Raw genomic sequence first — 24,608 nt, forward strand, 5'->3', positions numbered from 1 at the left:
CAAGCCCCCATGGTTAGGTACCGGTCGCCTGCGGCAGGCTCCACAAATGGACGGCGGTCCCGTCCCTGGAGACCGTGTACCAGGCGCCCCGCCCCGCCGAGCGGGGAGATCCCGAGACGGGGAAGGGATAGGCGATCCGGCCGCGCACGGCCATCGTGCGGGTGTCGACCAGCCAGTGGCGGGGGATCTCCTCGTCGTACTCGGTGCCGACCACGGCGCTGTCGTCGTACGGGAACGCCGCCTCGTAGCCCCAACAAACGCGGTCGTCCGCGGTTGAGGCAGGGGGCACGGCTTCGTCGGCGTTCAGCCGCCGCAGTTCCGTGCCGTCCTCCGCCCGGTGCAGGTAGAGGGCCCACTGCCCCGGGTCCGTGGTCAGGAAGTGCTCCCCGGACGGGCTCACGGCGAGGAGGACCTCCTCGGCGAACTGCTGGACCGTGAGCGTCGTGCCGTCCCAGTGCCCCCACAGCACGGGCGAGTCCTCCTCGCCCGCGAGGACAGTCAGTCCCATGTACGCCGGGTCCGGATGGGGGAGGTGGATGGAGCCGGATGCCACGGTCGTCGTCCCGGCCCGGGCCAGCACCCTGCCGTCGGTGGGGTCGAGGATCAGCCATTCCTCCTCGACGTCGTCCCCCACGCTGTTGCAGACGTGGGCCCAGAGGAGCTTGCCGTCCGAGGAGAAGGCCGCCGAGCCGCTGTCCGCGTGGCCGTGGTGGTGGTCGTCGGCGTACTCGGAGAACGAGGCGTGGGCCTCGGTGCACACGGCGGCGGACCAGCATCCGTGCCGGATCTCCCACCGCACGGCGCCGGTCGGATCCACCGCTCGCAACGCGTGGACGCCGACGAACACGGCGACGTCGCCCGTGGGAGAGACCGCCGTCGAGCCGTACCGGCGGGGCCAGGGCGCGGGGAAGCGGATCTCCGTCCCCTCCCCGTCCAGGTCGCGGACGGCCAGCTCGGTGTCCCCGCGCTGCACCAGCAGCCTGCGCCCCGGCCAGTGCAGCACCTGCGGGGCGTCCGCCGACGCGGGGTCGAGCGGAGCGGCGACGGTGGCCACGAGCTGGGCGGCGAACCGGGCGGAACGCCCGGGGACGGCACCGTCCGGCGCGGTCATGTCAGGAGCACCTGACCACGACGAGCCGCGGGCGGTCGCCGATGTGGCACTCGTGGCTGAGCTTCACGGTCCCCGACCTGGTGAGGGCCGCGCCCTGTCCGTCGGCCGGCGTGGCGGTCAGCGTCCACGTGTAGGTGCCGTTGGGCATCACGCGGCGGCGGTCGTCCTTGCCGTTCCACGCCGTGGCCACCACACCGCGCGTCAGGCCGCCGGAGAGGGTACGGACGACGGCGCCGCTGGTCTGACTCCTGATCACGAGCGTCCAGGAGGCGGCCGGCTTGGACAGCCACCACTTCGGGCTCCAGTGTCCGGTGGCGTCCTTGACGTGCGCCGACGTGGCGACGGTGGCGTCGAGCTGGGCGAGGGGCGAGACCGGGACGCCGCTGGGGACCAGATGGATGCCGTCGTCGGCGCCGAGGTGGGCGATGACGCCGGTGTACGGGTCGACGTCCCAGGGCCGCCACGACGCGAACGCCCCGGCGGTGTGCGACCTCGGCGTCCCGTCACGGACGTCGGTCACCTTCAGTTGCCCGTTCACCTCGGACGCGACGAAGCCGTCGCCGAGCTTGGCCCACGACCAGTCGTCTCCGGACACGAGTCGCAGGTTCGTCCGCTTGACGGTGTCGTAGACGCCCTGACCCGACGCCGAGCCCACGCAGGTCCACAGCAGCCAGCGCCCGACGGCCTGGAGGTCCTCCAGGAGGCACCCCTCGCCGAACGACACCTGAGCGCCCCGCTGCCCGGTCAGCACGTCGACGGGGGCCACGGCGTGGTTGCCGTCCCGCACCCACAGGGTGGTGCCCCACAGCGCCTCGACGGAGGCCGTCGTCGTGAACACCGCCTTCCCGGTGTCGAGATCGACGACCCGGGTCTCCGTACCCGTGCCGCCGGCCGCCGTGAGGGCCGCGAAGCGGCCGCCGACCGCCGCTACCGAGTGGTACGTGCGGGAGCCGTCGATCCGGGTTCCGGGCATGGGCTGGTTCGGCCCCAGCAGGTGGGGCTGCCGGTCGTCGTCCGTACGGCCGTAGCTGAGGCCCGAGACGACCGTCCGGCCGTCGCCGGTGTCGTGGAGGTCGGGGCAGGCCGTGGTGTCGCAGCTGGCGGGTGCGGGACCCCGGGCGGTACGCGGCCCGACCGTGAGGGAGCCGGTCACGCCGATCTCCCGGGTGTGGAGGTAGCGGCGGCTCTGCGCCGCGTTGTCATCCAGGGTGGTCAGCCGCCCCTGGGTGAAGGTCAGCCCGGACACCGTCTGGATCTTCTGCGGGTACGCCTCGGCGATCTTGCGGATCGTCACGTCGCCGCCGTCCCCGGCCTCGACGAGGGAGACTCCCCACCGGTCCGTGTCGGGGCCGCCCTGCACCAGGAGCCTGCCGTCCGGGGTCGGCATGGCAAGCCCCCTCGTCCTGGCCAGCAGCGTCCTCACCGTACGACCGTCGAGGCCCACCGCCTCGACCCGCCAGACCGGCTCCAGGAAGTTCCGGGGCCCCAGCGAGGGGTCGTGCCGGCCCACCACGAGCGTCTCGCCGACCATCCCCAGCACCTGCGCGTCGCCGGGCAGCGGCACGGTCCGTGGGGTGGCGGTCAGGTCGTCGCGGGAGTGGACGAAGACGGTGCCGTCGCGCGTCCACAGCAGGTGGGTGGAGGTGAGCACGACGACGCCGCCGTCGCCGATCCAGTTCGTGTACGGAAGCGGGATCAGCCGGCCCTGTGCGACGTCGAGGAATCCGGTGCGGAACGTGGTGTTCTCCCGGTACTGCACGACCTGTCCGCGTGCGTCGCCCAGCGGTGCCTCGGCCTCGCCCGGCACCACGACCCCGTCGGGGACGCCCGTGACGGCACGCCGGCTGACGGAACCATCGTCGTGGGAGTCGAAGAGATGCCACGTGTAGTCGCCGTCGGACCCGTCTTGCGCCTTGGTCACGACCGTCGACCCCAGCGTGCTGACGTACGTGTGGCCGACGGGAATCGTGACCGTACGCGATCGGCCGGTCGCCATGTCCCGGAGCGTGACGGTCCCGGGATGGTCGAGTTCCGCGACGACGTCCGAGCCGGCACCGAGGTCCGGAACCAGGGTCGTATCCGGGGCGTACGTGTCGAGCTTCGTGTCGACTCCGGTGTAGCTCGTCCACAGGTAGCCCAGCGTGGACTCGTGACGCAGGAAACCCGAGGGGCCCGCGCTGAACAGTTTTGTCCGGGGGGCCAGGACGTAGGAGGCGGGGATCACCACCTCTCCCGCGACCGGTTCGGCCTGCGCGCTGCCGGCCGACAACGGGCTGAGGCCCACGGCGAACGTGAACGACACGGCGGCGGCGAAGCCGGCGCGGATGAGCGAGCCTCGGACCACGCTCGTCCTCCCTGCAAGACAGAGGATGAAGGGTTCCGGCCACGGCCGGACGACGTCTCGCCGGGCAGCTGACCCTGCGGCGCATCGATGCGGTGGCAGGTCACGCGTCAGCGATCCGCGCCGGCCGGAAGCCCCAGACAAGTGGCGGGAGCTTAGCAGTCGAAGCCGCGTCGGGATGGCCCTGTCCACTCCGGATCCCGTGCCGTGCAGGGTGGCAACCCCGACCCCGACCCCGGCCCGCGTCACTCGCCTCCGCGGATCGGAAGTTCGTCGTACGGGCCTCCTACGCTCCTGCCATGATCACGGACCTGCCGCGCCTGCTCGGATCGTTCCCATCGAGGACGCTGCCGCCCGGCCGCCTCGTCGAGCCAGGAGACGGCGGATCGCCAACGTACTGGTTGAGCGAGGCCCCGGTCGGAGCCGCGCTCTGGACGCGGCTGCGGTCACAGCACCGGCAATCCGGGCTGTGGCCGCTGCTGCTGAGTGGCCTGTCGAGCGAGGAGACTCGTCCGTGGGCCGACGGGGAGGTGTTCCCGGCTGGCATGTCCTCGCCGGACCGCCATGACGCAGCCGAGTTGCTGGCCCGGTGGTGGACCGCGCACACGAGGACCGCCGAGGACGACATGCGGCCAGCGGCCGAACGCGCTGCCGTCACCGCCCCCTTCGGTGAGCGTTGGCCCGGCCTCGCCGTGCCCGGTGATGCCTCGGCACCACCCGACGACTTCGCCGACCAGTACGCGGAGTTCCTCGTGATCAGGCCGGCGCGTCTCGGGCTCGTGCCGGCCGCTCGTGGCGCGGACACACTCGCCGTCAGCGGCTGGTCCGGTCCTTTGAACCACACCAACGACTCCGGAGAAATCTCGGCGGTGATCCGGAGCTGGGAGGACCGCTTCGGGGTCCGAGTTGTCGGCGTCGGATTCGACACCCTCCACCTCAGCGTCGCCGCCCCACCGACCTCGATCGAACACGCCTGCCAGGTGGCGGCCGAGCACTTCGCCTTCTGCCCTGACAACATCTGGCAGGGCGCCGGAACGCTGACTGCCTACGCCGAGAGAATCCTGGGCGCGCACTCCTGGTTGTTTCGGTGGGACTGAAGGAGGCCCCGACCCAGCGGGCGGCATGAAATGAGGCGGAGCCGGTCAGCCGACGGCGGTCGTGGGCAGGGGGTCGCGGCGGGGCGCGGCGGCCAGCGCCAGCCCGAGCAGCGCGGTCGCCGTACCGGCCAGGAACAACAGCAGGGCCGCCGGCTGGCCGAGCCACTCCCACAGCGGGTGCCACGTCGGGTGCGGTTCGCCGAGGTGGTGGCGGAGCAGGGTCGGCACGGTCAGCAGGACGGGCGCCCACCACAGGACCATGGTGAGCGCGTACAGCACGGTGACCGCGCCCCGGGCCGGGTGCGACGCCTCGGTGCGGCGACTGGCCCAGCCGAACGCCAGCCAGCCGAGGCCCGCGCCGAGCAGGCCGCCGACGACGGCGGTCGGCAGCACGGCCGGCGGGGTCGTCCGGCGCAGATTCAGCCAGAGTTGGACGGTGTCGCCGGGGGACTCGGCGCGGACCTGGAGGGTGAGTTCGGTGTCGCCGCGCCGGGCCGGCACCGCCGTCTCGGTGGTGTCCGTGATCCGGGAGCAGAACTTGTCGGCGCAACCGGAGTACTGCCCGACGGTCGGCTCGTACAGCTGCCAGCCGGTCTCGCGCAGGCGCCGCTGCGCGAGCGCGAGCGTCTCGTCGGCGGACATCGGCGGTGCCGCGGTCACCTCGGCCACGACGCTGCTCGCCTGGTACTCGCCGCCGTCCCCGAAGACCAGGTTGTCGATGTTCCGCGCGGTGAGCCGCTGGGTGTAGAAGGTGAAGAGTGCGGGCGCCAGGTCGACGTCGCCGAGGTCGTGGCCGGGCAGCACGGCGACGACGGCGGCGGTCTCGGCCCGGTCCGGCAGTGGCCGGGAGGTCTCCCACGCGCCCCGGGTGGTGAGGGCGGCGGTGAACAGCCCGCAGGCGACGGCGGCGAGGGTCGCCCAGACGCCGACCGTGCGGCTTGCCGGCCGTCCCAGCCGGCAGCGCAGGCCGTGCCGGATCAGGTTCGCGGCCTCGCGGGCGGTGGGCCGGGTGCGGCCGGCCGGCGCCGCGTCCAGCAGGACCCCGACCATCTCGTCGGCCCGGTCACGCCGGTAGGCGCGCGGATGGCAGAACAGCAGCCGCCGGTAGCGGCGGGCGAGCGGGTCGCCGTTCGTCGGCATGGCCGTCCTTTCGTCGGTACGCGCGGATTCGGCGGTGCGGATCGCGCGAGCGGTTCGGGCGGGAGCGGCGGTGCGGTGGTGCGGAGCTGGCGTGGTGGTACGGCGGCGGTGCTGGCGTGGTGGTACGGCGGCGGTGCTGGGGTGCGGAGGCGTACGGGCGGTGCGGTGGAAAGGCGTGCGGGCGGTCAGGCGGTTCTGGGGCGCAGGGCGCGCAGCCGGGTCTCGGCGGCGGCGGCGAGCTGGCGCAGCCGGGCGGTCTCGGCGTCGAGGGCGTGGACGCCGTCCGGGGTGAGGCGGTAGTAGCGGCGGAGCCGGCCGTCGACGGTCTCCTCCCGGTCGGGCGCGACGAGCCCCTGCGCGTGCAGCCGGTCCAGCGCGGCGTAGAGGGTGCCCGGCAACAGGGTGACGCGTTGCGCGGAGAGGGCGGTGACGTCCCGGATGATGCCGTAGCCGTGCCGTGGGCCGCCGGCGAGCGCGGTGAGGATCAGGAACGTCGGCTCGCGCATCGCGGTCACGGGCGTCACCATATTCAGATCATCGATACATGGCAAGCGCCCGCCTGGTGCGGGTCCGGGCCGGCGACGGCCGTTAGGCTGGTGATCATGCGGATTGGCATCGTGATCCTTCCCGACCAGCGCTGGTCCGACTCGCAGCGCCGTTGGCGGCAGGCGGACGAGTGGGGCTTCGACCACGCCTGGACGTACGACCACCTGGGCTGGCGGGACCTGGTCGACGGGCCGTGGTTCGACTCGGTGGCCACGCTGACCGCCGCCGCGACGGTGACCACCCGCATCCGGCTCGGGACGCTGGTCGCCTCGCCGAACTTCCGGCATCCGGCGGCTTTCGCCCGGCAGGTCACCGCGCTCGACGACGTCTCCGGCGGGCGGCTGCTGCTCGGCCTCGGCGCGGGCGGGATCGGCTTCGACTCGGCCGTGCTCGGCGGGGAGACGCTGCCGCCGCGCCAGCGCGTCGACCGGTTCGCCGAGTTCACCGAGCTGCTCGACCTCGTCCTGCGCGAGGACGGCACCACCTGGCGCGGGGACTGGTTCACGGCGGTCGACGCGCGCAACAACCCGGGCTGCGTCCAGACGCCCCGGGTGCCCTTCGTGGTGGCCGCCAACGGGCCCCGGTCGATGCGGCTGGCGGCCCGGTTCGGTCAGGGCTGGGTCACCACCGGCCCCGGCGTGGACGACCTGGAGAGCTGGTGGGACGGGGTGGCCGAGCTCTGCGCCCGGATGGACAAGACGCTCGCCGCGGCCGGCCGCGACCCGGGCACCCTGGACCGCTACCTGTCGCTGGACTCGGCGCCCGTCTTCTCGCTGCACAGCGCCGAGTTCTTCGCCGACCAGGTCGGCCGGGCCGCCGCCCTCGGCTTCACCGACGTGGTCACGCACTGGCCCCGGGCCAGCAGTTGGTACGCCGGTGACGAGGCCGTCCTGGTGGACGTGGCCACCCGCCTGCTGCCCGAGCTGCGCCGGAACTGACCGACCCCGGCGGGCCCCGTTCGGCTCGGTGGCCGGCCCCCGGCCGGGCCGGGCCGATCAGGCCGGGGCCGGGCCGATCAGGCCGGGCCGGCTCCGGCGCCGGCCCCGGAGGCGACAGTCGGCCCGGCCGGGCGCCCTCAGGTGCCGAGGTCCCCGGTGGGGATGCCGCCGTCGCCGGCCGAGACCAGCCGGAACCGGATGCAGACGACCTCGCGGTCGTCGGTGACGGGGGTGCCGACCCGCGCCCAGTAGGCTGCGTGCCCCTCGCGCCACTCCTCGACCGAGCGGTCCCCCTCGCCCTCGGATCGGGCGAAGTCCCAGGTCACCTCGGCGAAGCGGACCACCTCGACGCCGGTGACCTCGACGACGCCGACCAGCGAGTCCTCGTCGTCCACGAGGGCCAGCCGCTCGCCGACGCGCTCCAGATCCTCGCCCTCCTCGGCGTACTCGGTGAGCAGGCCGGCGGTCGCCGTCTTCACCCCGCCGAGCACCAGGGTGTTCAGTCGCGTCCGCAGGTCGCCGGGGGTGCCGAGGGCGAGGGTGCGCAGTTCACCGATCCGAGGCCACATCCTGCCGACGCTACCGCCGTCGTTGATCTCGTGCCTGCGCATTGGTCGCCCGCCGGCTCACCCCGCACGCGGAGATCGAGCAGGCCGGCCACGCGCCGAAGGTGCCCGGCCCGATGGCCCGCCCGGCGGAGGTGCTCGGCCGGGTCTGCACGGCGGTCGAGGAGTTCGTCCGGGTCACGTCAGGTCGTCGCCGCTGACCAGCCCCCGGATCCGCAGCTCGGCGGCGACCGCCGCCGGGCAGTCGAGCACGACGGCGGCGGTGCCGACCGGTTCGGCGCCGCGCGCGGCGCAGATCTCGTAGAGCGCACGGACCTGGGCTCCGGTGGCGACCCAGTCGTCCACCACCAGCACCCGGTCGCCGCGGTCGAGGCCGTGGTCCCGGACGGCCAGGTCCACCCGCCGGCCGCGGAAGTCCGGCGGGCTCTGCGCCCAGGTGAGCGGCCCGGCGGGCAGCCGGCCGTCGCCCGGCTTGTGCGCCGGCACGAAGCCGACCCCGAGCGCCGTGGCGGCGAGTGGACCGAGCAGGAACCCCGTCACCGCCGGCGCGACGACCACCGTGGGCCGCGCGGCCCGGAACGGCTCCACCAGGGCCGGCCCCAGCCGGGCGAGCACCTCGGGGTCGCGCCACCAGCCGGAGACGTCGCTGACCAGGTGACTGGCGCCGGGGCCGGGATCGATCCACCGGACCAGCTCGACGAGGCGTCCACTCAGCTCGGGGGGCATGCCACCCATCCTGCGGCAACCGACGCGACCCGCGTAGGCCGTGGCTCGCCCGGGCCGCCCGGCCCACGTCGGGTCGGATGATCGGCTACACGTATCACCGTAATTGCGGGCAAAACAACATGATCACGTTGACTTCGGAAGTGTTTCTCTCGTTATGGTCCGATCCGGTTTGTCGGATGACGAAAGGACCGGACCGGTGGCTGGCAGGCATTCCCGTACCCGCATGTTCTCCTCGCCGGCCGCCATCGCGGCCACCGCTGCGGTCGGGGTGGCCCTCGCCGTCGGCGGCACGGTCGGCGCCGTCCAGCTGACCTCCGGTTCGGAGTCCGCGCGGCCGGCCGCCGTCGACCTGTCGCCCACCGGCGTGCCGAGCAGCGCGGCCCCCAGCACGCCGGCCGCCTCGCCGAGCGCCGGCGCGTCGCCGAGCGTGACCGCCAGCCCGACGGCCACCCGGTCGCCCCAGGCTCCCTCCCGGAGCAAGCCGCGCACCGCCGCGCCGAAGCCCACGGCGACGAAGAAGACCAGCACCGCCCGACCGGTGGTGGACAGCGGCTCGTGCGGCGCCTCCTTCTACTCCGAGGGGCAGCTCACCGCCAACGGCGAGACCTTCGATCCGTCGGAGCTGACCGCCGCCCACAAGACCCTGCCGTTCGACACGAGGGTCCGGGTCACCAATCCGGCGAACGGCAAGTCCGTGACGGTGCGGATCAACGACCGCGGCCCGTTCGTCGAGGGGCGCTGCCTGGACCTGTCCCGGGCCGCGTTCGCCGAGATCGCCTCGTTGGACGCGGGCCACGTCGAGGTCCGCTACGAGGTGCTCGGCTGAGCCCTCGCCGGGCCGCGATCGGCCCGCCGGGGTGATCCGCGCGGCCAGAACATCCTCGGACGACGGGCCAGCTTCATTCACCCGTTCACGTCAATCAGGCATGCTGTCCCTCGTACGCACGAAACCCTTCCAGTCGGGCCGCGGCCCACTGAGCCCCGGATCCCGCGCCGGCCTCGGCGCGGCCGTCGTCCTGCTCGCGATCGTCTCGGCGGTCGAGCTGGCCGACGGGCGGTCGGCGAACTACATCGCGCTCATGGTCGCCGCGCCATTCCTGGCCGCCGCGCTGGCGTCGTGGCGGATCGTGCTCGGGGTGGGTGCCGCCGCCACGGCGCTCGGGGCGGGCTTCGCCCTCGGCGAGCAGACCGTGTCGCTCTCCACCGCGGTAGCCGTCACGTGCATCGCGCTGGGCACCGGGATCGCGGCGGCCACGGCGGCCGTACGGCAACGGCAGGCCGAGCAGATCGCCGAGCTGTCCCGGCTGGCGGCGGTGGCGCAGCAGGCCGTGCTGCGCCCGCTCGGGCCGCAGGTCGGCACTCTCTCGGTCGCCGCCCGCTACATCTCCTCCACCGCCACGGCCGAGATCGGCGGGGACCTGTACGAGGCGATCGACACGCCGTACGGGGTGCGGATGATCATCGGCGACGTGCGGGGCAAGGGGCTGGACGCCGTCCGGCTGGCCAGCATCGTGCTGGGTTCGTACCGGCACGTGGCGTACGAGCGGGCCGACCTGCGGGCGATCGTGACCGACCTGGACCGGGCGGTGGCCCGGAGCGTGGGCGACGAGGACTTCGTCACCGCCGCGTTGGTCGAGGAGCGGGGCGGCACACTCACCATCGTCAACTGCGGTCACCCGCCGCCGCTGCTGCTGCGCCGGGGCGCCGTCATCCCGCTCGAACCGCCGGCCCCGGCCCCGCCGCTGGGCTTCATGCCGGTGGTCCGCCCCCGGGTCGAGCGGTTGGAGCCCGGCGACCGCCTGCTGCTCTTCACCGACGGGCTCGGCGAGGCACGCCGGGACGGGGAGTTCTTCCCGACCGCCGACCGGGCCTGGCGGCTGCTCGGCCACGGCACCGTCGCCGACGGGCTCGCCTCGCTGGAGACCGCTCTGAAGGAATGGGTGCACGGCCGGCTCGACGACGACATCGCCCTGGTCCTGATGGAGTACACGGGCTCGCGCGGCGGCACGACCGCGACCGCGGCCGTACCGAGCTGGGAGGTCGGCGCGGCCGAGAGCTGAGGCCGGTGGCCGTCGCGAGAGGGTGTCGGGGTGGTCTCGGCAACCTGAACGCGAACTGTGTAACCGCCGTCACTTCCGAGATCGGCTTGTCGCTTCCTACCCGCGAGTAATAGAGTCGGGGTTACTGATCGGTAACACCTGTCCGGAAGCGGGGCCAGCGAGCATGACCCACTACAAGAGCAATCTTCGGGACCTCGACTTCAACCTCTTCGAGGTCTTCGGGGCGGACCGGGCGTTCGGCCAGGAGCCGTACACGGAGCTGGACGTCGACACCGCGCGCGACATCCTCGCCGAGGTCGATCGCCTCGCCCGGGAGGACCTGGCCGCCAGCTACCTGGACAGCGACCGCAATCCGCCGGTCTTCGACCCGGCCACGCACACCGCGCCGCTGCCCGAGTCGTTCAAGAAGTCGTACCAGGCGTTCATGAACTCCGAGTTCTGGCGGCTGGAGCTCCCGGCGGAGCTGGACGGCAGCACCGCGCCGCGGGCGCTGGTCTGGTCCCTCGCCGAGCTGGTGCTCGGCGCCAACGCCGCGGTCTGGATGTACTCCTCCGGCCCGTCCTTCGCGCACGTGCTGCACGTCGAGGGCACCGAGCAGCAGAAGAAGTGGGCCAAGCTCTTCGCCGACAAGCAGTGGGGCTCCACGATGGTGCTCACCGAGCCGGACGCCGGCTCGGACGTGGGCGCCGGCCGGGCCCGCGCCATTCCGCAGCCCGACGGCTCCTGGCACATCGAGGGCGTGAAGCGCTTCATCACCTCGGCGGAGCACGACCTGAGCGACAACATCATCCACTACGTGCTGGCCCGTCCGGTCGGTGTCGAGGGTGTCGGCGGCCCGGGCACCAAGGGCCTGTCGCTGTTCGTGGTGCCGAAGTACCACTTCGACGAGAACACCGGCGAGCTGGGCGAGCGCAACGGCGTCTTCGCCACCAACGTCGAGCACAAGATGGGCCTCAAGGTCTCGAACACCTGCGAGGTGACCTTCGGTGAGCACGGCGTGCCGGCCAAGGGCTGGCTGCTGGGCGAGAAGCACGACGGCATCCGGCAGATGTTCATGATCATCGAGAATGCCCGGATGATGGTCGGCACCAAGGCGATCGCCACCCTGTCGACCGGCTACCTCAACGCCCTCGAGTACGCCAAGAGCCGGGTGCAGGGCGCCGACCTGACCCAGATGGCGGACAAGACCGCGCCGCGGGTCACCATCACCCACCACCCGGACGTGCGCCGCTCGCTGATGCTGCAGAAGTCGTACGCCGAGGGCCTGCGCGCCCTGGTCTGCTACACGGCGAGCTGGCAGGACAAGATCATCCTGGCCGAGACGGCCGGTGACGAGAAGGCCGCCAAGACGGCCAAGCGGGTCAACGACCTGCTCCTGCCGCTGGTCAAGGGCGTCGGCTCGGAGCGCGCGTACGAGCTGCTCGGGCACGAGTCGCTGCAGACCTTCGGCGGCTCCGGCTTCCTCCAGGACTACCCGCTGGAGCAGTACGTCCGCGACGCGAAGATCGACACCCTGTACGAGGGCACCACCGCGATCCAGAGCCTCGACCTGATCTTCCGGAAGATCGTCCGGGACAACGGCAAGGCCCTGATGGTCGTCGCCGGCGAGATCCAGGAGTTCATCGCCACCGAGGGCGGCAACGGCCAGCTCAAGGAGGAGCGGCAGGCGCTCGGCAAGGCGCTCGTCGAGATCCAGAACATGCTCGGGGTGCTGACCGGCTGGCTGGGCGAGGCGCAGGGCGGCGACGCCCGGGCGCTCTACAAGGTCGGCCTGGCCAGCCGCCGGTTCCTGCTGGCGGTCGGCGACCTGGTCGTCGCCTGGCTGCTCCAGAGGCAGGCCGACGTGGCACTGAAGGCCCTGGCCGGCGAGGTCTCCGTCGCTGACAAGGCGTTCTACACCGGCAAGGTGGCCGCCGCCCGGTTCTTCGCCCGCGAGGTGCTGCCCCGCATCGGCGCCGACCGGCGGATCATCGAGGGCACCGACCTGGACATCATGGATCTCCCGGAGGAGGCCTTCTGAGTCACGCCACGCCCGTGTCGCGGCGGTGCCGCCGTGTCGCAGCGCTGCTGCGGCGCTGCGGCGCTGCGGTGCTGCGCGCGGCCGGGTGACGACCCGGCAGAGGGCAGGCACGACGGCCGGCGGGCGGTAGCCCGCCGGCCGTCGGCGTCCCCGGAGGTGCCGCGCCCGCCGATCGGCCCGCAGTCACCACGTCGGTTACGCAGCGTCGCGGTCAGCGCGCCGACGAGGGACGCCCTCCTCCGCCCTTTGCTCTGCACCCACGGAGGCACCAGACACTCTCGGTGTCCGTCGCGTCCGTGGGTGCAGAGCAAAGGCGATGCGGAGGCGTGGGGCTGGCGGTGCCGAGCTGTACCGGTCTCGTCCTGTTATTCCGATTCGTGCCGACTTTGGGTTGAGCGACGGGCGGCGTGTTCGTTACTCCTCGTGAAGCTCCCAGAATTTTCCAGGTCCGTCACGCTCCGCGGTCGACCGCGACGCGATCGGCCTCAGCGTCGTGGGCGAGCTGGGGCGGCATGCGCGGGGTGCCCGGATGGCGATTGCCCCTGGGAAGAGCCGGCCCCCGCTCGAAGAAGCTTCCGGAAGAGGGGGCGGCTCGGCTATTCGGTGGCCTCAGCCAGGTAGCCGGGCGGTGTGGCGGGTAACCGTCGCAGGACCACGGCAGAGAACGCCCAGAAGCCATCGCACGGGGGAGTGCAGCGCACATGGGCATTGGTAGCGGGATCTTCCTGATCGCGATCGGCGCGATCCTCACCTTCGCCATCAGGGCCAACGTCTGGTGGGTCGACCTGCGGGCGGTCGGCTGGGTGTTCATCCTGGCCGGGCTCGCCGTACTGCTGACCACGCTCTGGTTCTGGCAGGACCGCCGCAAGCGGGCGCGGACCCTGATCGTGGAGGAGAACCGGCTCTCGCATCCGACCGCGATGATGCCACCGCCGCCCGATCCGCCGCCGCCGACGGCGCCACCGTCCTGAGCCGACGCCGTCGCCCTGAACCGACGCCGACGCCGCCGTGCCGCCAACCTGAGCGGCGGTTCGACGACCGGCGGCACGACCGGCACATCGAGCGGCCCCTCAGCCATCCGCCAGCACCGGCGGATGGCTCAGCCGCGTGCGGTGTGTTGATCGGTGATCGGAGCCCGTCCCCGGTCCAGGTCGGCCCACCCGACCTCGGGCCGGTGCACGACGACGTCGCTGGTACGCATGCCGTCCTGGTCCGCGCGTAACGGGTCCAGGAGGGCGGAGAGCAGTGAGATGCCCGGGTTGTGGGCGATCAGCAGGACGGTGCGGGCGGCCGGATCGACCCGCCTGACCAGCGTCAACAGGTCCTCCATGTGCGCCTCGTACGCCTCCGCCTCGTAGCGTACGACCGGGGCGGGGCCGGCCGAGCCGCCCTCGGGTGGGGACCCGGTCATGCCCATCGCCACGCCGTGCCAGGTCTCCCGGGTGCGCCGGGCGGTCGAGCAGATGACGACGTCCGGCAGCAGCGCGTGCTTGGCGAGCCAGGCGCCGGCCGCCGCCGCGTCGGCGTGCCCCCGGGCGGCCAGTGGGCGGCGTTCGTCCGGCACATCCCCCGGCTGCTCGGCCTTGGCGTGCCGGAGCAGCACCAGTGTCCGTCCCGCGGCGTGAGCGTCCGTCATGTCCCAAGCTTGCCCGATTGGCGATCAGAGCGCCTGGGTAAGTCGATGGATGCCGCACCCTCACCGATGGCCGCGGCGGAGGCAGACGCCAGGGACAGCCGAGGAGGCGACGACATGGGTTTTGGTGGCAGCATCTTCCTGATCGCGTTGGGTGCGATCTTCGCGTTCGCCGTGGAGGCGGATCTGGGTTGGCTCAACCTGGCGGTCGTCGGCTGGGTGCTGATGCTCGCCGGCCTGGCCGGCCTGCTGGTCACCCTCCACTTCTGGAACACGCGCCGTCGTACCGTCGTCGCCCGCCCGGTGGCCGAGGACCGGGTCGTCGCCGAGCGGGTCGTGCCGGTGCAGGACGACCGGGTCGTCGAGGAGTACCGCGAGGTGCGTCGGCCGCGCCGCACGGTCTGACATCCGACGCCGATCTGACGGGGCTCCGCGGCGTGGCGGGGCCCCGTCGTCCTGCGCAGCCGTCAACGCGGGTGGTGCGTCGGTCGGTGGGGTCAGGCGAAGAGGGCGAAGTAGATGGCGATGTGGTGGCAGAGCGCCGCCACCAGCGTGCAGGCGTGGAAGAACTCGTGGTGGCCGAAGACGGTGGGCCACGGATTGGGCCGGCGCAGCGCGTAGAAGACCGCGCCGGCGCTGTAGATCGCGCCGCCGACGGCGAGCAGCACCAGGGCGGTGACGCCACCCTGGTGCAGGATGTCGGGCAGCATCGCGACCGAGACCCAGCCGAGCGCCAGGTAGAGCGGCGCGGAGACCCAGCGCGGGGCGTGCGGCCAGACCAGCTTGAGCGCCACCCCGGCGATCGCGCCGCCCCAGACCAGCGACAGCATGATCGTGGCCGGCCGGGGTTCCAGCAGCAGGACGCAGAACGGCGTGTACGTGCCCGCGATGAACACGAAGATCATCGAATGGTCCATCCGGCGCATGACCTGGTAGCCGCGCTCGGACCACACCCGCCGGTGGTAGAGGGCGCTGGTGCCGAACAGCCCGCACACCGTGAGGCTGTAGATCACGCAGCTCACCAGGGGTGCCCAGCCGGGTCGGGAGGCGGCGATCGCGCTGAGCACGATCCCGCAGACGAGGGCGACGAAGAACGCGTACGTGTGGAGCCAGCCCCGCATCCGGGGCTTACCGATGTCGACCGGCTTGAGTCGAAGCGGGGCGGAGGTGGTCACGACATCAGGTTACGGCACCGTAGGTTACCTGAAAGTAGTGCGTCCGGTCACGCGAGATGGCGACCGTCGACCCTGGTGCCCCGGATCGGTCGTGGAGTATGGCGGGATGCGGATCCGACCCGTCGGGGCGCACGCCCTGCTGATCGACTGTGACGACGCCGACCAGGTGGAGGGATGGCGGGCAACGCTGTGGCGGCGGCGCGAACGCGGAGAGCTGAGCGCCGTCGAGATCGTGCCGGCGGCCACCACCGTCCTGCTCGACGGCGTGCCCGACCCGGCCGCGACCGCCGCACGGATCGCCGCCTGGGCACCCCGCCCACCCGCCCCCGCCGGCACGGCCGCCGCCGAAACGGTCGAGGTCCCCGTGACGTACGACGGGGAGGACCTGCCCGTCGTCGCCGGCCACTGGGGCGTGGACGTGCCGGCGGTGGTCGAGCGGCTGACGCGTACCGCCTTCCGGGTGGCCTTCTGCGGCTTCGCCCCCGGGTTCGCCTACCTCACCGGGCTCCCCGCCGCACTGGCGGTGCCCCGGCTGCCCACCCCGCGCCCCCGGGTGCCGGCCGGCTCCGTCGCCCTGGCCGGCCCGTACGCCGGGATCTATCCGACGGCCTCGCCCGGCGGCTGGCTGCTGGTCGGGCGGACCGGCACGGCCCTCTTCGACGTGCACGCGGACCCGCCGGCCCGGCTCACCCCCGGCACCGAGGTGCGCCTGGTGGCCGCGTGACCGGGCCGGCGGTCGAGGTGCTCCGTGCCGGGGCGCTGACCACCGTCCAGGACCTCGGCCGGGCCGGGTGGGCGCACCTGGGCGTGCCCCGGTCGGGCGCGCTCGACCCGGCGGCGCTGCGGCTGGCCAACCGCCTCGTCGGCAACCCGGAGTCCGCCGCCGGCCTGGAGATCACGTTGACCGGCTGCGAGTTGCGGTTCTCCCGCGCCGCGACGGTCGCGGTGACGGGGACGGCCACCGCCGTCCGGGTCGGCCGCCGGTTCGGGGACGTGGGACGGCCGCTGTCGGTGCCGGCGGGCGCCGTGCTGCGGATCGACCCGCCCCGCGACGGCCTGCGCAACTGGCTCGCGGTCGGCGGCGGGATCGCCGTCGAGCCGGTGCTCGGCAGCCGGGCCACCGACACGCTCTCCGGGCTCGGCCCGCCGCCGCTGCGCGACGGCGACCTGCTGCCCCTGGGCGCGCCGACCGGGCCACCCGCCCCGGTCGACGTCACCGTCGTGGCGCCGACGCCGACCGAGCTGCGGCTGACGCTGCGCCTCGGCCCCCGCGACGACTGGCTCACCCCGGCGGCGCTGGACCGGCTGTTCGGCAGCGCGTACGCGGTGAGCCCGGTGAGCAACCGGGTCGGCGCGCGACTCACCGGCGCGGTGCTGCCCCGCGCGGTGGCCGGGGAACTGCCCAGCGAGGGAATCGTGCTCGGCGCGGTGCAGGTGCCGGCGGACGGCCAGCCGCTGATCTTCCTCGCCGACCATCCGACCACCGGCGGGTACCCCGTCGTCGGGGTGGTGGACGACGTGACCCCCCTCGCGCAGGCGCGCCCAGGGACTACGGTCAGGTTCCATGGACCTCAACGCTGACCTCGGCGAGGGATTCGGCATCTGGCGGCTCGGCGACGACACCGCGCTGCTGGACCTGGTCACCTCCGCCAACGTCGCCTGCGGATTCCACGCCGGCGACGCGTCCACGATGCGCCGGGTCTGCGAGGCCGCCACCGGACGCGGGGTCGCCGTCGGCGCCCAGGTCGGCTACCGCGACCTCGCCGGCTTCGGCCGGCGACACATCGCGTACGCCTTCGCGGAGCTGCGCGACGAGGTCACCTACCAACTCGGCGCCCTCGACGCGTTCTGCCGGCTGTTCCGCAGCCGGGTCCGCTACCTCAAGCCGCATGGGGCGCTCTACCACCACGCCGCCGCCTGCGACGAGGCCCAGGCGGCGGCGCTGGTCGCGGCGGTCGGCGAGTACGACGACCGGTTGCCGCTGCTCTGCTCGCCCGGCTCGGTCCTCGCCCAGCTCGCCGCCGGGGCGGGCCTGCGGGTGGTCGCCGAGGGCTTCGCCGACCGGGGCTACCTGCCCAACGGCTCGCTGGTGCCGCGCACCGCCCCCGGCGCGCTGGTCACCGACCCGGAGGAGGTGGCCGCCCGGGCCGTCCGGATGGCCACCGAGCGGACCGTCGTCGCCGTCGACGGCAGTGTGATCCCGTGCCCGGTCGAGTCGATTTGCCTGCACGGCGACGCCCCCGGCGCGGTCCGCTGCGCCGAGCTCGTACGCGCCGCCTTGGTCGACGCGGGGGTCACGCTTACTCCGTTCGCGTGAAAGGAAGGGCACCTTCCTATCGTTTTCTGTAGAGGAAGGTGCCCTTCCTAACACACAGGCCGGGCGGCGTGCGCCGTCCGCGTGGTGTTCAGGCGTCCAGGCCGCGGAGGACCAGCGGGAGTCGGGCGGTGGCGCCGTCGACCACCCGGACCGGGACACCCCAGTCCTGGCGGGTCAGGTGGCAGGCCGCGTGCTCGACGTCCGCGTCGCAGGTCGCCGCCTGGGCGGTCACCTGGAGCACGCCGCCGGCCACGTCGCCGTTCACCACCAGGCGGCGGGACAGCTCCGTGCCGGTGCCGGCGCCCTCCAGCAGCAGCTCGGGCGGGGACGCGGAGACCACCAGCCGCGTTGACGGGCCGTACGTCTCGTCCAGCTTCTGCCCCGGCGCTGGGGTGAAGACGACGTCCAGCGTCACCTCGCCGGCGGCCAGGTCGGTGGGCTTGCGCTCGGTGCGGTGCCGAGGGCCGTCCACGGTGCTCGCCCCCGCGGCGGAGAGCGCGCCCGGTGCCAGCCGGGTCAACCGGTGCGCGGCGGACTCCACCACCAGCACCTCGCCGGCCGGCGTCAGCACGAGGTCGCTCGGCTCCGCGAGCCCGTCGGCGACCGTCGAGACCCGGTCGCCCTCCGGGTCGTAGCGGCGGACTGCCCCGTTGTACGTGTCGGCGATCAGCACGGAGCCGTCCGGCAGCGCGCACACCCCCAGCGGGTGCTGGAGCAGCGCCGAGGACGCCGGCCCGTCCACGTGGCCGAAGTCGAAGAGCCCCTGCCCGACGGCGGTGCCCATGACGTCGTTCTCGACGTACCGGATCGCGCTGGTCTCGCTGTCGGCGATCCAGAGCCGCATGCCGTCGGCCGAGACCGAGAGGCCGGACGGCTGCGCCATCCACGCCTCGGCCAGCGGGCCGTCGCGCAGCGCCTCCACCGTCGTGCCCGCGTACATGCCGGCGGTGCGCTTCACCGGGTCGAACCACCAGAGCTGGTGGATGCCGGCCATCGCGATGACGACCCTGTCGTCGTACCAGGCCAGGTCCCAGGGGGAGGAGAGGTCGACCGAGAGCGCGTCGTGCGCGTGGTCGTCGACCGTGGAGCGCCACTGCCGACCGGTTCCCGCGACCGTGACCACCTCCCCGTCCGCCAGGCGTACGCCCCGCAGCAGGTGGTTGACCGTGTCGGCGACGACCAGGTCGTAGCCGGCCACCTCGGCGGCGTGCGCGGGCAGCAGGCAGAGCCCCTGCGGTTCGGAGAAGGTGGCCGCCCCGGCCGGACCGTCGGCCCGCCCCCGGGTGCCGGCGCCGATCCGGCGGACCAGCGTCTCCCCGTCCGACGCCAGCTCGGCCAGCGAGTGCCGGGCCGAGTCCGACACCAGCAGGTTGCCGTTCTCCAGCAGCACCGCCTTGCCGGGGAAGCGCAGCGTGGTCTCCGGCTCGGCCGGCGGCACGTACGGGCCGTCGCCCCGGTGCAGGGTGCCCTTCGCCTCGTGGGTGGCGATCAGGTCGTCGACGAGCCGCGCGAGCCCTTCGGCGTGGCCCTCGCCGGCCATGGTCGCCACCACGTAGCCCTCGGGGTCGATCACCGACAGGGTGGGCCAGGCGCGGGCCGCGTACTGCTGCCACATGTCCAGCTCGGGGTCGTCGAGCACCGGGTGGTGGACGCCGTACCGCTCCACGGCGGCGGCCAGCGCGTCCGGGTCCTTCTCGTGCTCGAACTTGGGCGAGTGCACGCCGATCACGACGAGCACGTCGCCGTACTTCTCCTCGAGCGGGCGCAACTCGTCGAGCACGTGCAGGCAGTTGATGCAGCAGAAGGTCCAGAAGTCGGCGATCACGATCTTGCCGCGCAGATCGGACAGCTTCAGGTCCCGCCCGCCGGTGTTCAGCCAGCCTCGACCGCGCAGCTCGGGGGCCCGTACTCGTGCGCTCATGAGCCCAGTCTGCCGGACGCGGCGGGTCGGGCCGGGCGGCACCCCGCGCGGGCTCGATCACATCCCACCGGCGAAACGGGGGCGGGGCCACGGTCTCCCGTGGCCCCGCCCCCGTGCTGTGGCTACTTGCCGGCCGGCTTCAGGCAGAGCACCCGGTTCGCCCCGTCACCGGGGAGCACCACGTGCGGCTGGGCCGGGTCGGCGCACTTGTCCTTCGCGTCCACCTTGGAGACCACGGTGAAGGCACCCGCCTCACCGCAGTCCGCCCCCGCCGCGCCCTCGCCCGACTGCTTGACGCAGCTGCCGACCGCCGGATCGAAGGTCGGGGCCTTCTCCGTGCCGCCGACCTTGCCGAGCAGCATGAGCAGGCCCAGCGGCACCGCCAGGATCAGCACCGCGGCGACGAGCACCGCGGCCAGCACCCGCCCGTTGCGCACCTTGGGCGTGGGCGCCTCGGTCTTCGGCTCCGCGATGGGCTTGAACGAGTCGAACCGGCCCTGGTCCTGTTCCGGAGCGCCCTGGTCCCAGGAGGACGGGGCGGGCTGCTGCCCGGGCGGCGGGAACGCCGGCGGGAAGGCGCCGCCTGGTGCGGGGTCGGCCATCGGGGCAGGCCCGTAGCCGGGTGCCGCGCCGCCAGCGGCGGCGCCGGCGGCCGGGGCGCCGAAGTGATCGGCGGGGCGGTCCGCGCCATCGTGCGGCCGGACCCCGTTGACGGGCCGGCCGTTGGCCGGCGCGTCGACGAAGGACGGCACGCCCGGCGGGAAGGTCGGGGGCGCGGCCGGCGACGCGGGCGCGACCGGAGCGGCGGCGCCGAAGGCGGCCGCTCCCCGCTCCCGGTCGTCGAAGCGGGGGTCCGGCCCCTGGTCGAAGCGGGGCTCCGGCGCCTGGTCGAAGCGCGGCTCGGGAGCCCGGTCGAATCGCGTGTCCTGGTCGAACCGGGCGTCCGGGCCCTGGTCGAATCGCGTGTCCTGGTCGAACCGGGCGTCCGGGCCCTGGTCGAATCGCGTGTCCTGGTCGAACCGGGCGTCCGGGCCCTGGTCGAACCGCGCGTCCTGGTTGAACCGCGTCTCGGGCCCCTGGTCGAACCGCGGCGGCGGCGCGTGGTCCGGCCGGTGCCCGTGCGGCTCGTCCTGCGCCGGTGCGTCCGCTGGCTCAGGGCGGGCCGGCCGGCCGTACACGCGGGGCTGCGGCGCGGGGGTGCCACCCGGCTGCAGGGGCTGGTCGGCCGGCGGCATCACCCGGCTGGCCAGCGGCACCGCGGCGCTCGCCGAGACGCTGCCGGCCGCCGCCTCGGCACCCTCCGGCGCCGGTACGGCCGCCCGCCCGCCCGACTCCGGCGAGGTACGCGGAGCGGGCACCACCGGCCCGGCGGTGGACTGCGGATCGTCGTGCCGGGAGCCGGCCTGCGCCCAGCTCGGCTGCTCCTGCCCGTACGCCGGCACACCGCCCTCCCGGGCGGACTGCTCGGGCGCGAACTGGGCCGGGGGAACGTAGTCGGTCGGCGGGGCGGCGGCCAGGCTGGCGCCGGGCACCCGCTGCTCCTGGGGCGGCAGGGGCACAGCGTTGGCCGGCGAGATGCCGGGACCCGGGGCGGGCTGGTAGATCGGCGGCTCCTCGGCGCGGTCCGCCTCCCAGCCGTTGCCGGCCCGGTTCGCGGCGGGCTCGCCCGCCGCGGCGCGGCCCCACGCCTCGTCCGCCGACCACGGCTCGACGTCCGGTACGGCCGGTCCGCCGACCCGCTGCGGCAGGCTCTCGGCCGCGGGGCCCCATGGCGGCGGCCCGCCGTCGCCGGAGGCGGGAACGGCCGCCCGGCCGGGCGGGGTCGAGGCCGGTGCGGAGGCGCCCCAGCCGTTCGGGTCCCGGTCCTCGGGCTGCTGCGGCACCGAGGCCGCGCCTCGGGTCGATGCCGGCTCGTCCCGGCCCGGCCACTCGTCATCCTGCTGCTGCCCGGCAGGACTCCAGCCGCCCGAGCGGGTGGGGTCCTGCGGGGGCTCGGTGTTCCAGCTGCCGGAGCGGGCGGGGTCGTCCTGGGCGGGCCAGGGCTGCGGGGCGGGGGCGGCCTGCGGGACCTGGGCGGCGCCGCGCGCGGCGGGCTCGGGCTGCGCGTCCTGCTGGACGCCGCCTACCCAGCCACCGGAACGGTTCGGGTCATCCTGCTGGGCGGCCCAGCCGTCCTGCCGGGGCCGATCGTCCGGGACGGCGTCGCCGGCCCAGCCGCTGGAGCGGGCCTGGTCGTCCTGCTGTCCGGCCGTCCAGCCGCCGGAGCGGGTGGGGTCCTGCGGGGGCTCGGTGTTCCAGCCGCCGGAGCGGGCGGGGTCGTCCTGGGTGGGCCAGGGCTGCGGGGCGGGGGCGGCCTGCGGGACCTGGGCGGCGCCGCGCGCGGCGGGCTCGGACTGCGCCCAGGCCGGGGAGGGCTGCTCGGTCTGGGCCCAGGCGGGCTGGTCGGGGGCGGCGTGCGGCGGGGCGGCGGCGGCGGCCCAGGTGGGACCGGGCTGCTCTCCCGGCGCGCCGGGCCACGCCGGCTGTGGGGACCCGCCGGCGGGTCCCCAGGTGGCGGGCGGGGCGGGGTCGGCCTGCTGCGGAGGCTGGCCGGCGCCCCAGGCGGGGGCCGTCTGCTGCTCGTTCTGGTTTGCCCAGGCGGGAGGGTTCGGCTGCCCGGACGGTGGCGGGGGCGCCCAGCCCAGGTCGGGGGCGCCGCCGTAGCCGTTGCCCTGCTGCGCCGGGCGGTCGCCGTACGGCGCCGGTCCGCCGGCGCCCGGCGACACCTCGTCCGGCTGCTGGCCGGGGTGGTGCGTGCCCTCGGACGTCATGCGTGCGCCTCCTCCATCACCTGTCGGCCGCCGCTGCCGATCGGTCTGCTCGGCAGGGTGGCCGGCGTCGCCGGTGTACCGGCCGTACCGGCTCCCCGCACCGTATCCGGTGACTGCCCGAGGGCTTCCGGGGAGCACCCGGCCGTCACTCCCTGTGGCCGGGTGGTGTCGAGCGGCTTCTATCGACTCGACCTGCTCCCGGTCGGCGGGCAACGACCGAAGCCCACCGTACCGGGCGCTGCGGCGGGGTGGAATCCCGGTGTCAATGGGTGTGAAACGCCGATGGCCCGCCCGGGCGGACCGGGCGGGCCATCGATCTGGAGGAGGTGAGGAACGATCTGGGCGTCAGCTCATGTGACGCTGGGCGATGGCGAGGATCTCTTCGCGGACCGCGGGCGAGTTGGCGGAGCGCAGCGCGTGCTCGATGGCACGGGCGCGGCGGTTGGCGTCGCGGCGGTTACGGATTCGCTCGATCATGCTCATGGTGGTCTCTCCTCCTGGCTATTCGGTTGTCAGCCCCTTGATGTCTCTATTGAACCGCAGAACGCCCCCAACTTCCATCGATTATTAGGTGAGCTGGGACACGAGCCGAACAATCGAAGGTCAAACCGGTCCGTGAGCCGATGTTTCTGTCTCCCAACGGTCACGGCCGGTGTGCCGGGCGTTCACCCGAGGCACACCGGCCGTGGCTGGTGTCGAGACCCGTCAGGTCCAGGCGAGCAGCGCCGCCTCCGGGTCGGCCAGGAAGTCCCCGATGTCGCGCAGGAACTTCGAGCCCAGCTCGCCGTCGATGATCCGGTGGTCGAACGACAGGCCCAGCGTGGTGACCTGGCGCGGACGGACCTTGCCCTTGTGCACCCAGGGCATCTCGCGTACGGCGCCGAAGGCCAGGATCGCTGACTCGCCCGGGGGCAGGATCGGCGTGCCCGTGTCCACGCCGAAGACACCCACGTTGGTGATCGTCAGGGTGCCGCCGGACATGTCGGCCGGCGAGGTCTTCCCCGCCTTGGCCGTCTGCACCAGGTCGGTCATCGCGTCCGCCAACTCGCGCAGCGAGAGCCGGCCGGCGTCCTTGATGTTCGGCACGATCAGCCCTCGCTCGGTGGCCGCCGCGATGCCCAGGTTGACGTAGTCCTTGACCACGATCTCGTCGCCGGCCCAGGTCGAGTTGACCATCGGGTGGCGCCTGACAGCCAGCAGCACCGCCTTGGCGACCAGCAGCAGCGGCGATACCCGCACGTCGCGCCACTCCCGCCGGCCGCGGAGCCGGTCCAGGGCCTTCATCGCCCGGGTCACGTCGACGGTCAGGAACTCCGTCACGTGCGGGGCGGTGAACGCCGAGCGGGACATGTTCTCGGCGGTGAGCTTGCGTACCCCCTTGACCGGGATGCGCTGCTCGCGGTCCGCGCCGAAGCTCGCCGCCGCCGTGGCCGGGGCCGCCACCGTCAGCGGCTCGGCCGCCACCGGGGTGCCACTCGCCGCCCGCTGCACGTCCTCCCGGGTGATCGAGCCCAGCGGGCCCGAGCCGGTCAGCGTGGACAGGTCGACGCCGAGGTCCTTGGCGAGCTTGCGGACCGGAGGCTTGGCCAGCACCGGGCCGCCGGCCCGGCCGTGGCCGTTCGCCGGGGCCGTGCTCACCGGCGCGACCGGGGCCGCGGGGGCGACCGGGGCCGCCGGCGCGACCGGGATCGCCGGCGCGACCGGAGCCGCCGGGGCCGCGGCCTGGGCCGGCACCGGGGCGCCGCCCTTGCGCGGGCGCCGCTTGGCGGCCGTGGTCCGCGGGCCGTAGCCCACCAGCACGGCGGTACGCCCACCCGGGGCCGGACCGCCGATCAGGCCCGGCTCGACCGCGCCCTCGGCCGGCGCCACCTCGACCGCCGCCAGCGACGCCGCCGACGGGGCGGGCAGGTCGGCGGCCGGCGCACCGGTCGCCGACGCCTCGATGGGCCCGGCGCCCGGGTCGGTGTCGATCGCGATGATCGGTGTGCCGACCTCGACGGTGGTCCCCTCCGGGTGGAAGATCGCCTGCACCTGGCCGGCCCACTTCGCCGGGATCTCGACGGCCGCCTTGGCCGTCTCCACCTCGACGATCGGCTGGTTCAGCTCGATGACGTCGCCGACCTTGACCAGCCAGGCGAGGATCTCGCCCTCGGTCAGGCCCTCGCCCAGGTCGGGAAGGTTGAACTCCTTGATCCGCGACATGCCGC

Annotated in this window: 23 protein-coding genes; 11 read left to right on the plus strand and 12 right to left on the minus strand. The window is 73.9% G+C overall.

Translation table 11 applies throughout. From position 1 onward, the window contains the following. Nucleotides 1-13: 13 nt before the first annotated feature. Nucleotides 14-1,111 carry a hypothetical protein gene (locus ACGF5G_RS07085; RefSeq protein WP_393259678.1) on the minus strand — a complete coding sequence of 366 codons (1,098 nt, stop codon included), beginning with the start codon at nucleotides 1,109-1,111 and terminating at the stop codon, nucleotides 14-16. Between the two features lies 1 nt (nucleotide 1,112). Further along, nucleotides 1,113-3,455, minus strand: coding sequence for a FlgD immunoglobulin-like domain containing protein (locus tag ACGF5G_RS07090; RefSeq protein ID WP_393259679.1), 2,343 nt, complete (start codon nucleotides 3,453-3,455; stop codon nucleotides 1,113-1,115). A 296-nt stretch (nucleotides 3,456-3,751) separates the two neighbouring features. Between ACGF5G_RS07090 and ACGF5G_RS07095 the strand changes: the two genes are divergently transcribed. Further along, nucleotides 3,752-4,549: a DUF4253 domain-containing protein gene (locus tag ACGF5G_RS07095; RefSeq protein WP_393259680.1), complete on the plus strand. Its 798-nt coding sequence runs from the start codon at nucleotides 3,752-3,754 to the stop codon at nucleotides 4,547-4,549. A gap of 45 nt (nucleotides 4,550-4,594) precedes the next feature. Here the strand turns inward: ACGF5G_RS07095 and ACGF5G_RS07100 are convergent, their stop codons facing one another. Beyond that, the gene (locus ACGF5G_RS07100; protein WP_393259681.1) at nucleotides 4,595-5,689 is read right to left on the minus strand and encodes a hypothetical protein; all 1,095 of its coding nucleotides are present in this window, start codon (nucleotides 5,687-5,689) and stop codon (nucleotides 4,595-4,597) included. A gap of 185 nt (nucleotides 5,690-5,874) precedes the next feature. Continuing rightward, a complete protein-coding gene (locus tag ACGF5G_RS07105) occupies nucleotides 5,875-6,195 on the minus strand; it encodes a helix-turn-helix transcriptional regulator (protein ID WP_350702708.1) in 321 nt (106 codons plus the stop codon). 90 nt (nucleotides 6,196-6,285) lie between these two features. Here ACGF5G_RS07105 and ACGF5G_RS07110 point away from each other — a divergent pair, with 90 nt between their 5' ends. Beyond that, the gene (locus ACGF5G_RS07110; RefSeq protein ID WP_393259682.1) at nucleotides 6,286-7,173 is read left to right on the plus strand and encodes an LLM class flavin-dependent oxidoreductase; all 888 of its coding nucleotides are present in this window, start codon (nucleotides 6,286-6,288) and stop codon (nucleotides 7,171-7,173) included. Between the two features lie 137 nt (nucleotides 7,174-7,310). Here ACGF5G_RS07110 and ACGF5G_RS07115 read toward each other — a convergent pair whose 3' ends face one another. Further along, nucleotides 7,311-7,742: an ASCH domain-containing protein gene (locus ACGF5G_RS07115; protein WP_393259684.1), complete on the minus strand. Its 432-nt coding sequence runs from the start codon at nucleotides 7,740-7,742 to the stop codon at nucleotides 7,311-7,313. 41 nt (nucleotides 7,743-7,783) lie between these two features. Between ACGF5G_RS07115 and ACGF5G_RS07120 the strand changes: the two genes are divergently transcribed. Beyond that, nucleotides 7,784-7,939: a hypothetical protein gene (locus ACGF5G_RS07120; RefSeq protein ID WP_393259686.1), complete on the plus strand. Its 156-nt coding sequence runs from the start codon at nucleotides 7,784-7,786 to the stop codon at nucleotides 7,937-7,939. Here the strand turns inward: ACGF5G_RS07120 and ACGF5G_RS07125 are convergent. Beyond that, nucleotides 7,917-8,465 (minus strand): phosphoribosyltransferase family protein, encoded by a 549-nt coding sequence (locus ACGF5G_RS07125; RefSeq protein ID WP_393259687.1) that lies wholly within the window; start codon nucleotides 8,463-8,465, stop codon nucleotides 7,917-7,919. The two genes, ACGF5G_RS07120 and ACGF5G_RS07125, sit on opposite strands and share 23 nt — an antisense overlap. 196 nt (nucleotides 8,466-8,661) lie before the next feature. Here ACGF5G_RS07125 and ACGF5G_RS07130 point away from each other — a divergent pair, with 196 nt between their 5' ends. From ACGF5G_RS07130 to ACGF5G_RS07145, 4 genes are all read left to right on the plus strand, one after another. Further along, the gene (locus tag ACGF5G_RS07130) at nucleotides 8,662-9,291 is read left to right on the plus strand and encodes a septal ring lytic transglycosylase RlpA family protein (protein ID WP_393259689.1); all 630 of its coding nucleotides are present in this window, start codon (nucleotides 8,662-8,664) and stop codon (nucleotides 9,289-9,291) included. A gap of 100 nt (nucleotides 9,292-9,391) precedes the next feature. Continuing rightward, the gene (locus ACGF5G_RS07135; protein WP_393259691.1) at nucleotides 9,392-10,525 is read left to right on the plus strand and encodes a PP2C family protein-serine/threonine phosphatase; all 1,134 of its coding nucleotides are present in this window, start codon (nucleotides 9,392-9,394) and stop codon (nucleotides 10,523-10,525) included. Nucleotides 10,526-10,688: 163 nt separating this feature from the next. Next, nucleotides 10,689-12,545 carry an acyl-CoA dehydrogenase gene (locus ACGF5G_RS07140; RefSeq protein WP_393259693.1) on the plus strand — a complete coding sequence of 619 codons (1,857 nt, stop codon included), beginning with the start codon at nucleotides 10,689-10,691 and terminating at the stop codon, nucleotides 12,543-12,545. A 701-nt stretch (nucleotides 12,546-13,246) separates the two neighbouring features. Beyond that, nucleotides 13,247-13,516 (plus strand): DUF6458 family protein, encoded by a 270-nt coding sequence (locus ACGF5G_RS07145; protein ID WP_043961115.1) that lies wholly within the window; start codon nucleotides 13,247-13,249, stop codon nucleotides 13,514-13,516. A 128-nt stretch (nucleotides 13,517-13,644) separates the two neighbouring features. On the opposite strand, the gene ACGF5G_RS07150 is transcribed toward ACGF5G_RS07145, so the two are convergent. Next, nucleotides 13,645-14,181, minus strand: a complete 537-nt coding sequence (locus ACGF5G_RS07150) for a SixA phosphatase family protein (protein ID WP_393259695.1) — start codon at nucleotides 14,179-14,181, stop codon at nucleotides 13,645-13,647. Between the two features lie 114 nt (nucleotides 14,182-14,295). Between ACGF5G_RS07150 and ACGF5G_RS07155 the strand changes: the two genes are divergently transcribed. Further along, nucleotides 14,296-14,583 (plus strand): DUF6458 family protein, encoded by a 288-nt coding sequence (locus ACGF5G_RS07155; RefSeq protein ID WP_350702267.1) that lies wholly within the window; start codon nucleotides 14,296-14,298, stop codon nucleotides 14,581-14,583. A gap of 92 nt (nucleotides 14,584-14,675) precedes the next feature. On the opposite strand, the gene ACGF5G_RS07160 is transcribed toward ACGF5G_RS07155, so the two are convergent. Then, nucleotides 14,676-15,353, minus strand: coding sequence for a hemolysin III family protein (locus tag ACGF5G_RS07160; protein ID WP_393259697.1), 678 nt, complete (start codon nucleotides 15,351-15,353; stop codon nucleotides 14,676-14,678). Between the two features lie 106 nt (nucleotides 15,354-15,459). Here ACGF5G_RS07160 and ACGF5G_RS07165 point away from each other — a divergent pair, with 106 nt between their 5' ends. The 3 genes from ACGF5G_RS07165 to ACGF5G_RS07175 are packed head-to-tail and all read left to right on the plus strand — an operon-like array spanning nucleotide 15,460 to nucleotide 17,670. Continuing rightward, entirely contained in the window at nucleotides 15,460-16,077 is a 618-nt protein-coding gene (locus ACGF5G_RS07165) for an allophanate hydrolase subunit 1 (RefSeq protein ID WP_393259700.1), read from the plus strand. Beyond that, complete coding sequence (locus ACGF5G_RS07170) at nucleotides 16,074-16,934, plus strand: biotin-dependent carboxyltransferase family protein (protein WP_393259703.1); 861 nt, start codon at nucleotides 16,074-16,076, stop codon at nucleotides 16,932-16,934. The genes ACGF5G_RS07165 and ACGF5G_RS07170 overlap by 4 nt, the downstream gene beginning before the upstream one ends. Next, nucleotides 16,918-17,670, plus strand: a complete 753-nt coding sequence (locus tag ACGF5G_RS07175) for a LamB/YcsF family protein (protein ID WP_393259706.1) — start codon at nucleotides 16,918-16,920, stop codon at nucleotides 17,668-17,670. Before ACGF5G_RS07170 ends, ACGF5G_RS07175 begins: the two co-directional genes overlap by 17 nt. 88 nt (nucleotides 17,671-17,758) lie before the next feature. Here the strand turns inward: ACGF5G_RS07175 and ACGF5G_RS07180 are convergent, their stop codons facing one another. The 4 genes from ACGF5G_RS07180 to ACGF5G_RS07195 form a co-directional block, all read right to left on the minus strand. Further along, on the minus strand, nucleotides 17,759-19,591 hold the full coding sequence (locus tag ACGF5G_RS07180) for an NHL domain-containing thioredoxin family protein (protein WP_393259709.1): 1,833 nt from the start codon (nucleotides 19,589-19,591) through the stop codon (nucleotides 17,759-17,761). Nucleotides 19,592-19,713: 122 nt separating this feature from the next. Continuing rightward, nucleotides 19,714-22,401, minus strand: coding sequence for a hypothetical protein (locus tag ACGF5G_RS07185; protein WP_393259711.1), 2,688 nt, complete (start codon nucleotides 22,399-22,401; stop codon nucleotides 19,714-19,716). A 345-nt stretch (nucleotides 22,402-22,746) separates the two neighbouring features. After that, complete coding sequence (locus tag ACGF5G_RS07190; protein ID WP_165947779.1) at nucleotides 22,747-22,884, minus strand: hypothetical protein; 138 nt, start codon at nucleotides 22,882-22,884, stop codon at nucleotides 22,747-22,749. A gap of 222 nt (nucleotides 22,885-23,106) precedes the next feature. Continuing rightward, on the minus strand, nucleotides 23,107-24,603 hold the full coding sequence (locus ACGF5G_RS07195; RefSeq protein ID WP_393260656.1) for a dihydrolipoamide acetyltransferase family protein: 1,497 nt from the start codon (nucleotides 24,601-24,603) through the stop codon (nucleotides 23,107-23,109). Nucleotides 24,604-24,608 lie beyond the last annotated feature (5 nt).

Origin of the sequence: Micromonospora sp. NPDC047730 (assembly GCF_043204765.1) — a bacterium.
Taxonomy (GTDB): domain Bacteria; phylum Actinomycetota; class Actinomycetes; order Mycobacteriales; family Micromonosporaceae; genus Micromonospora.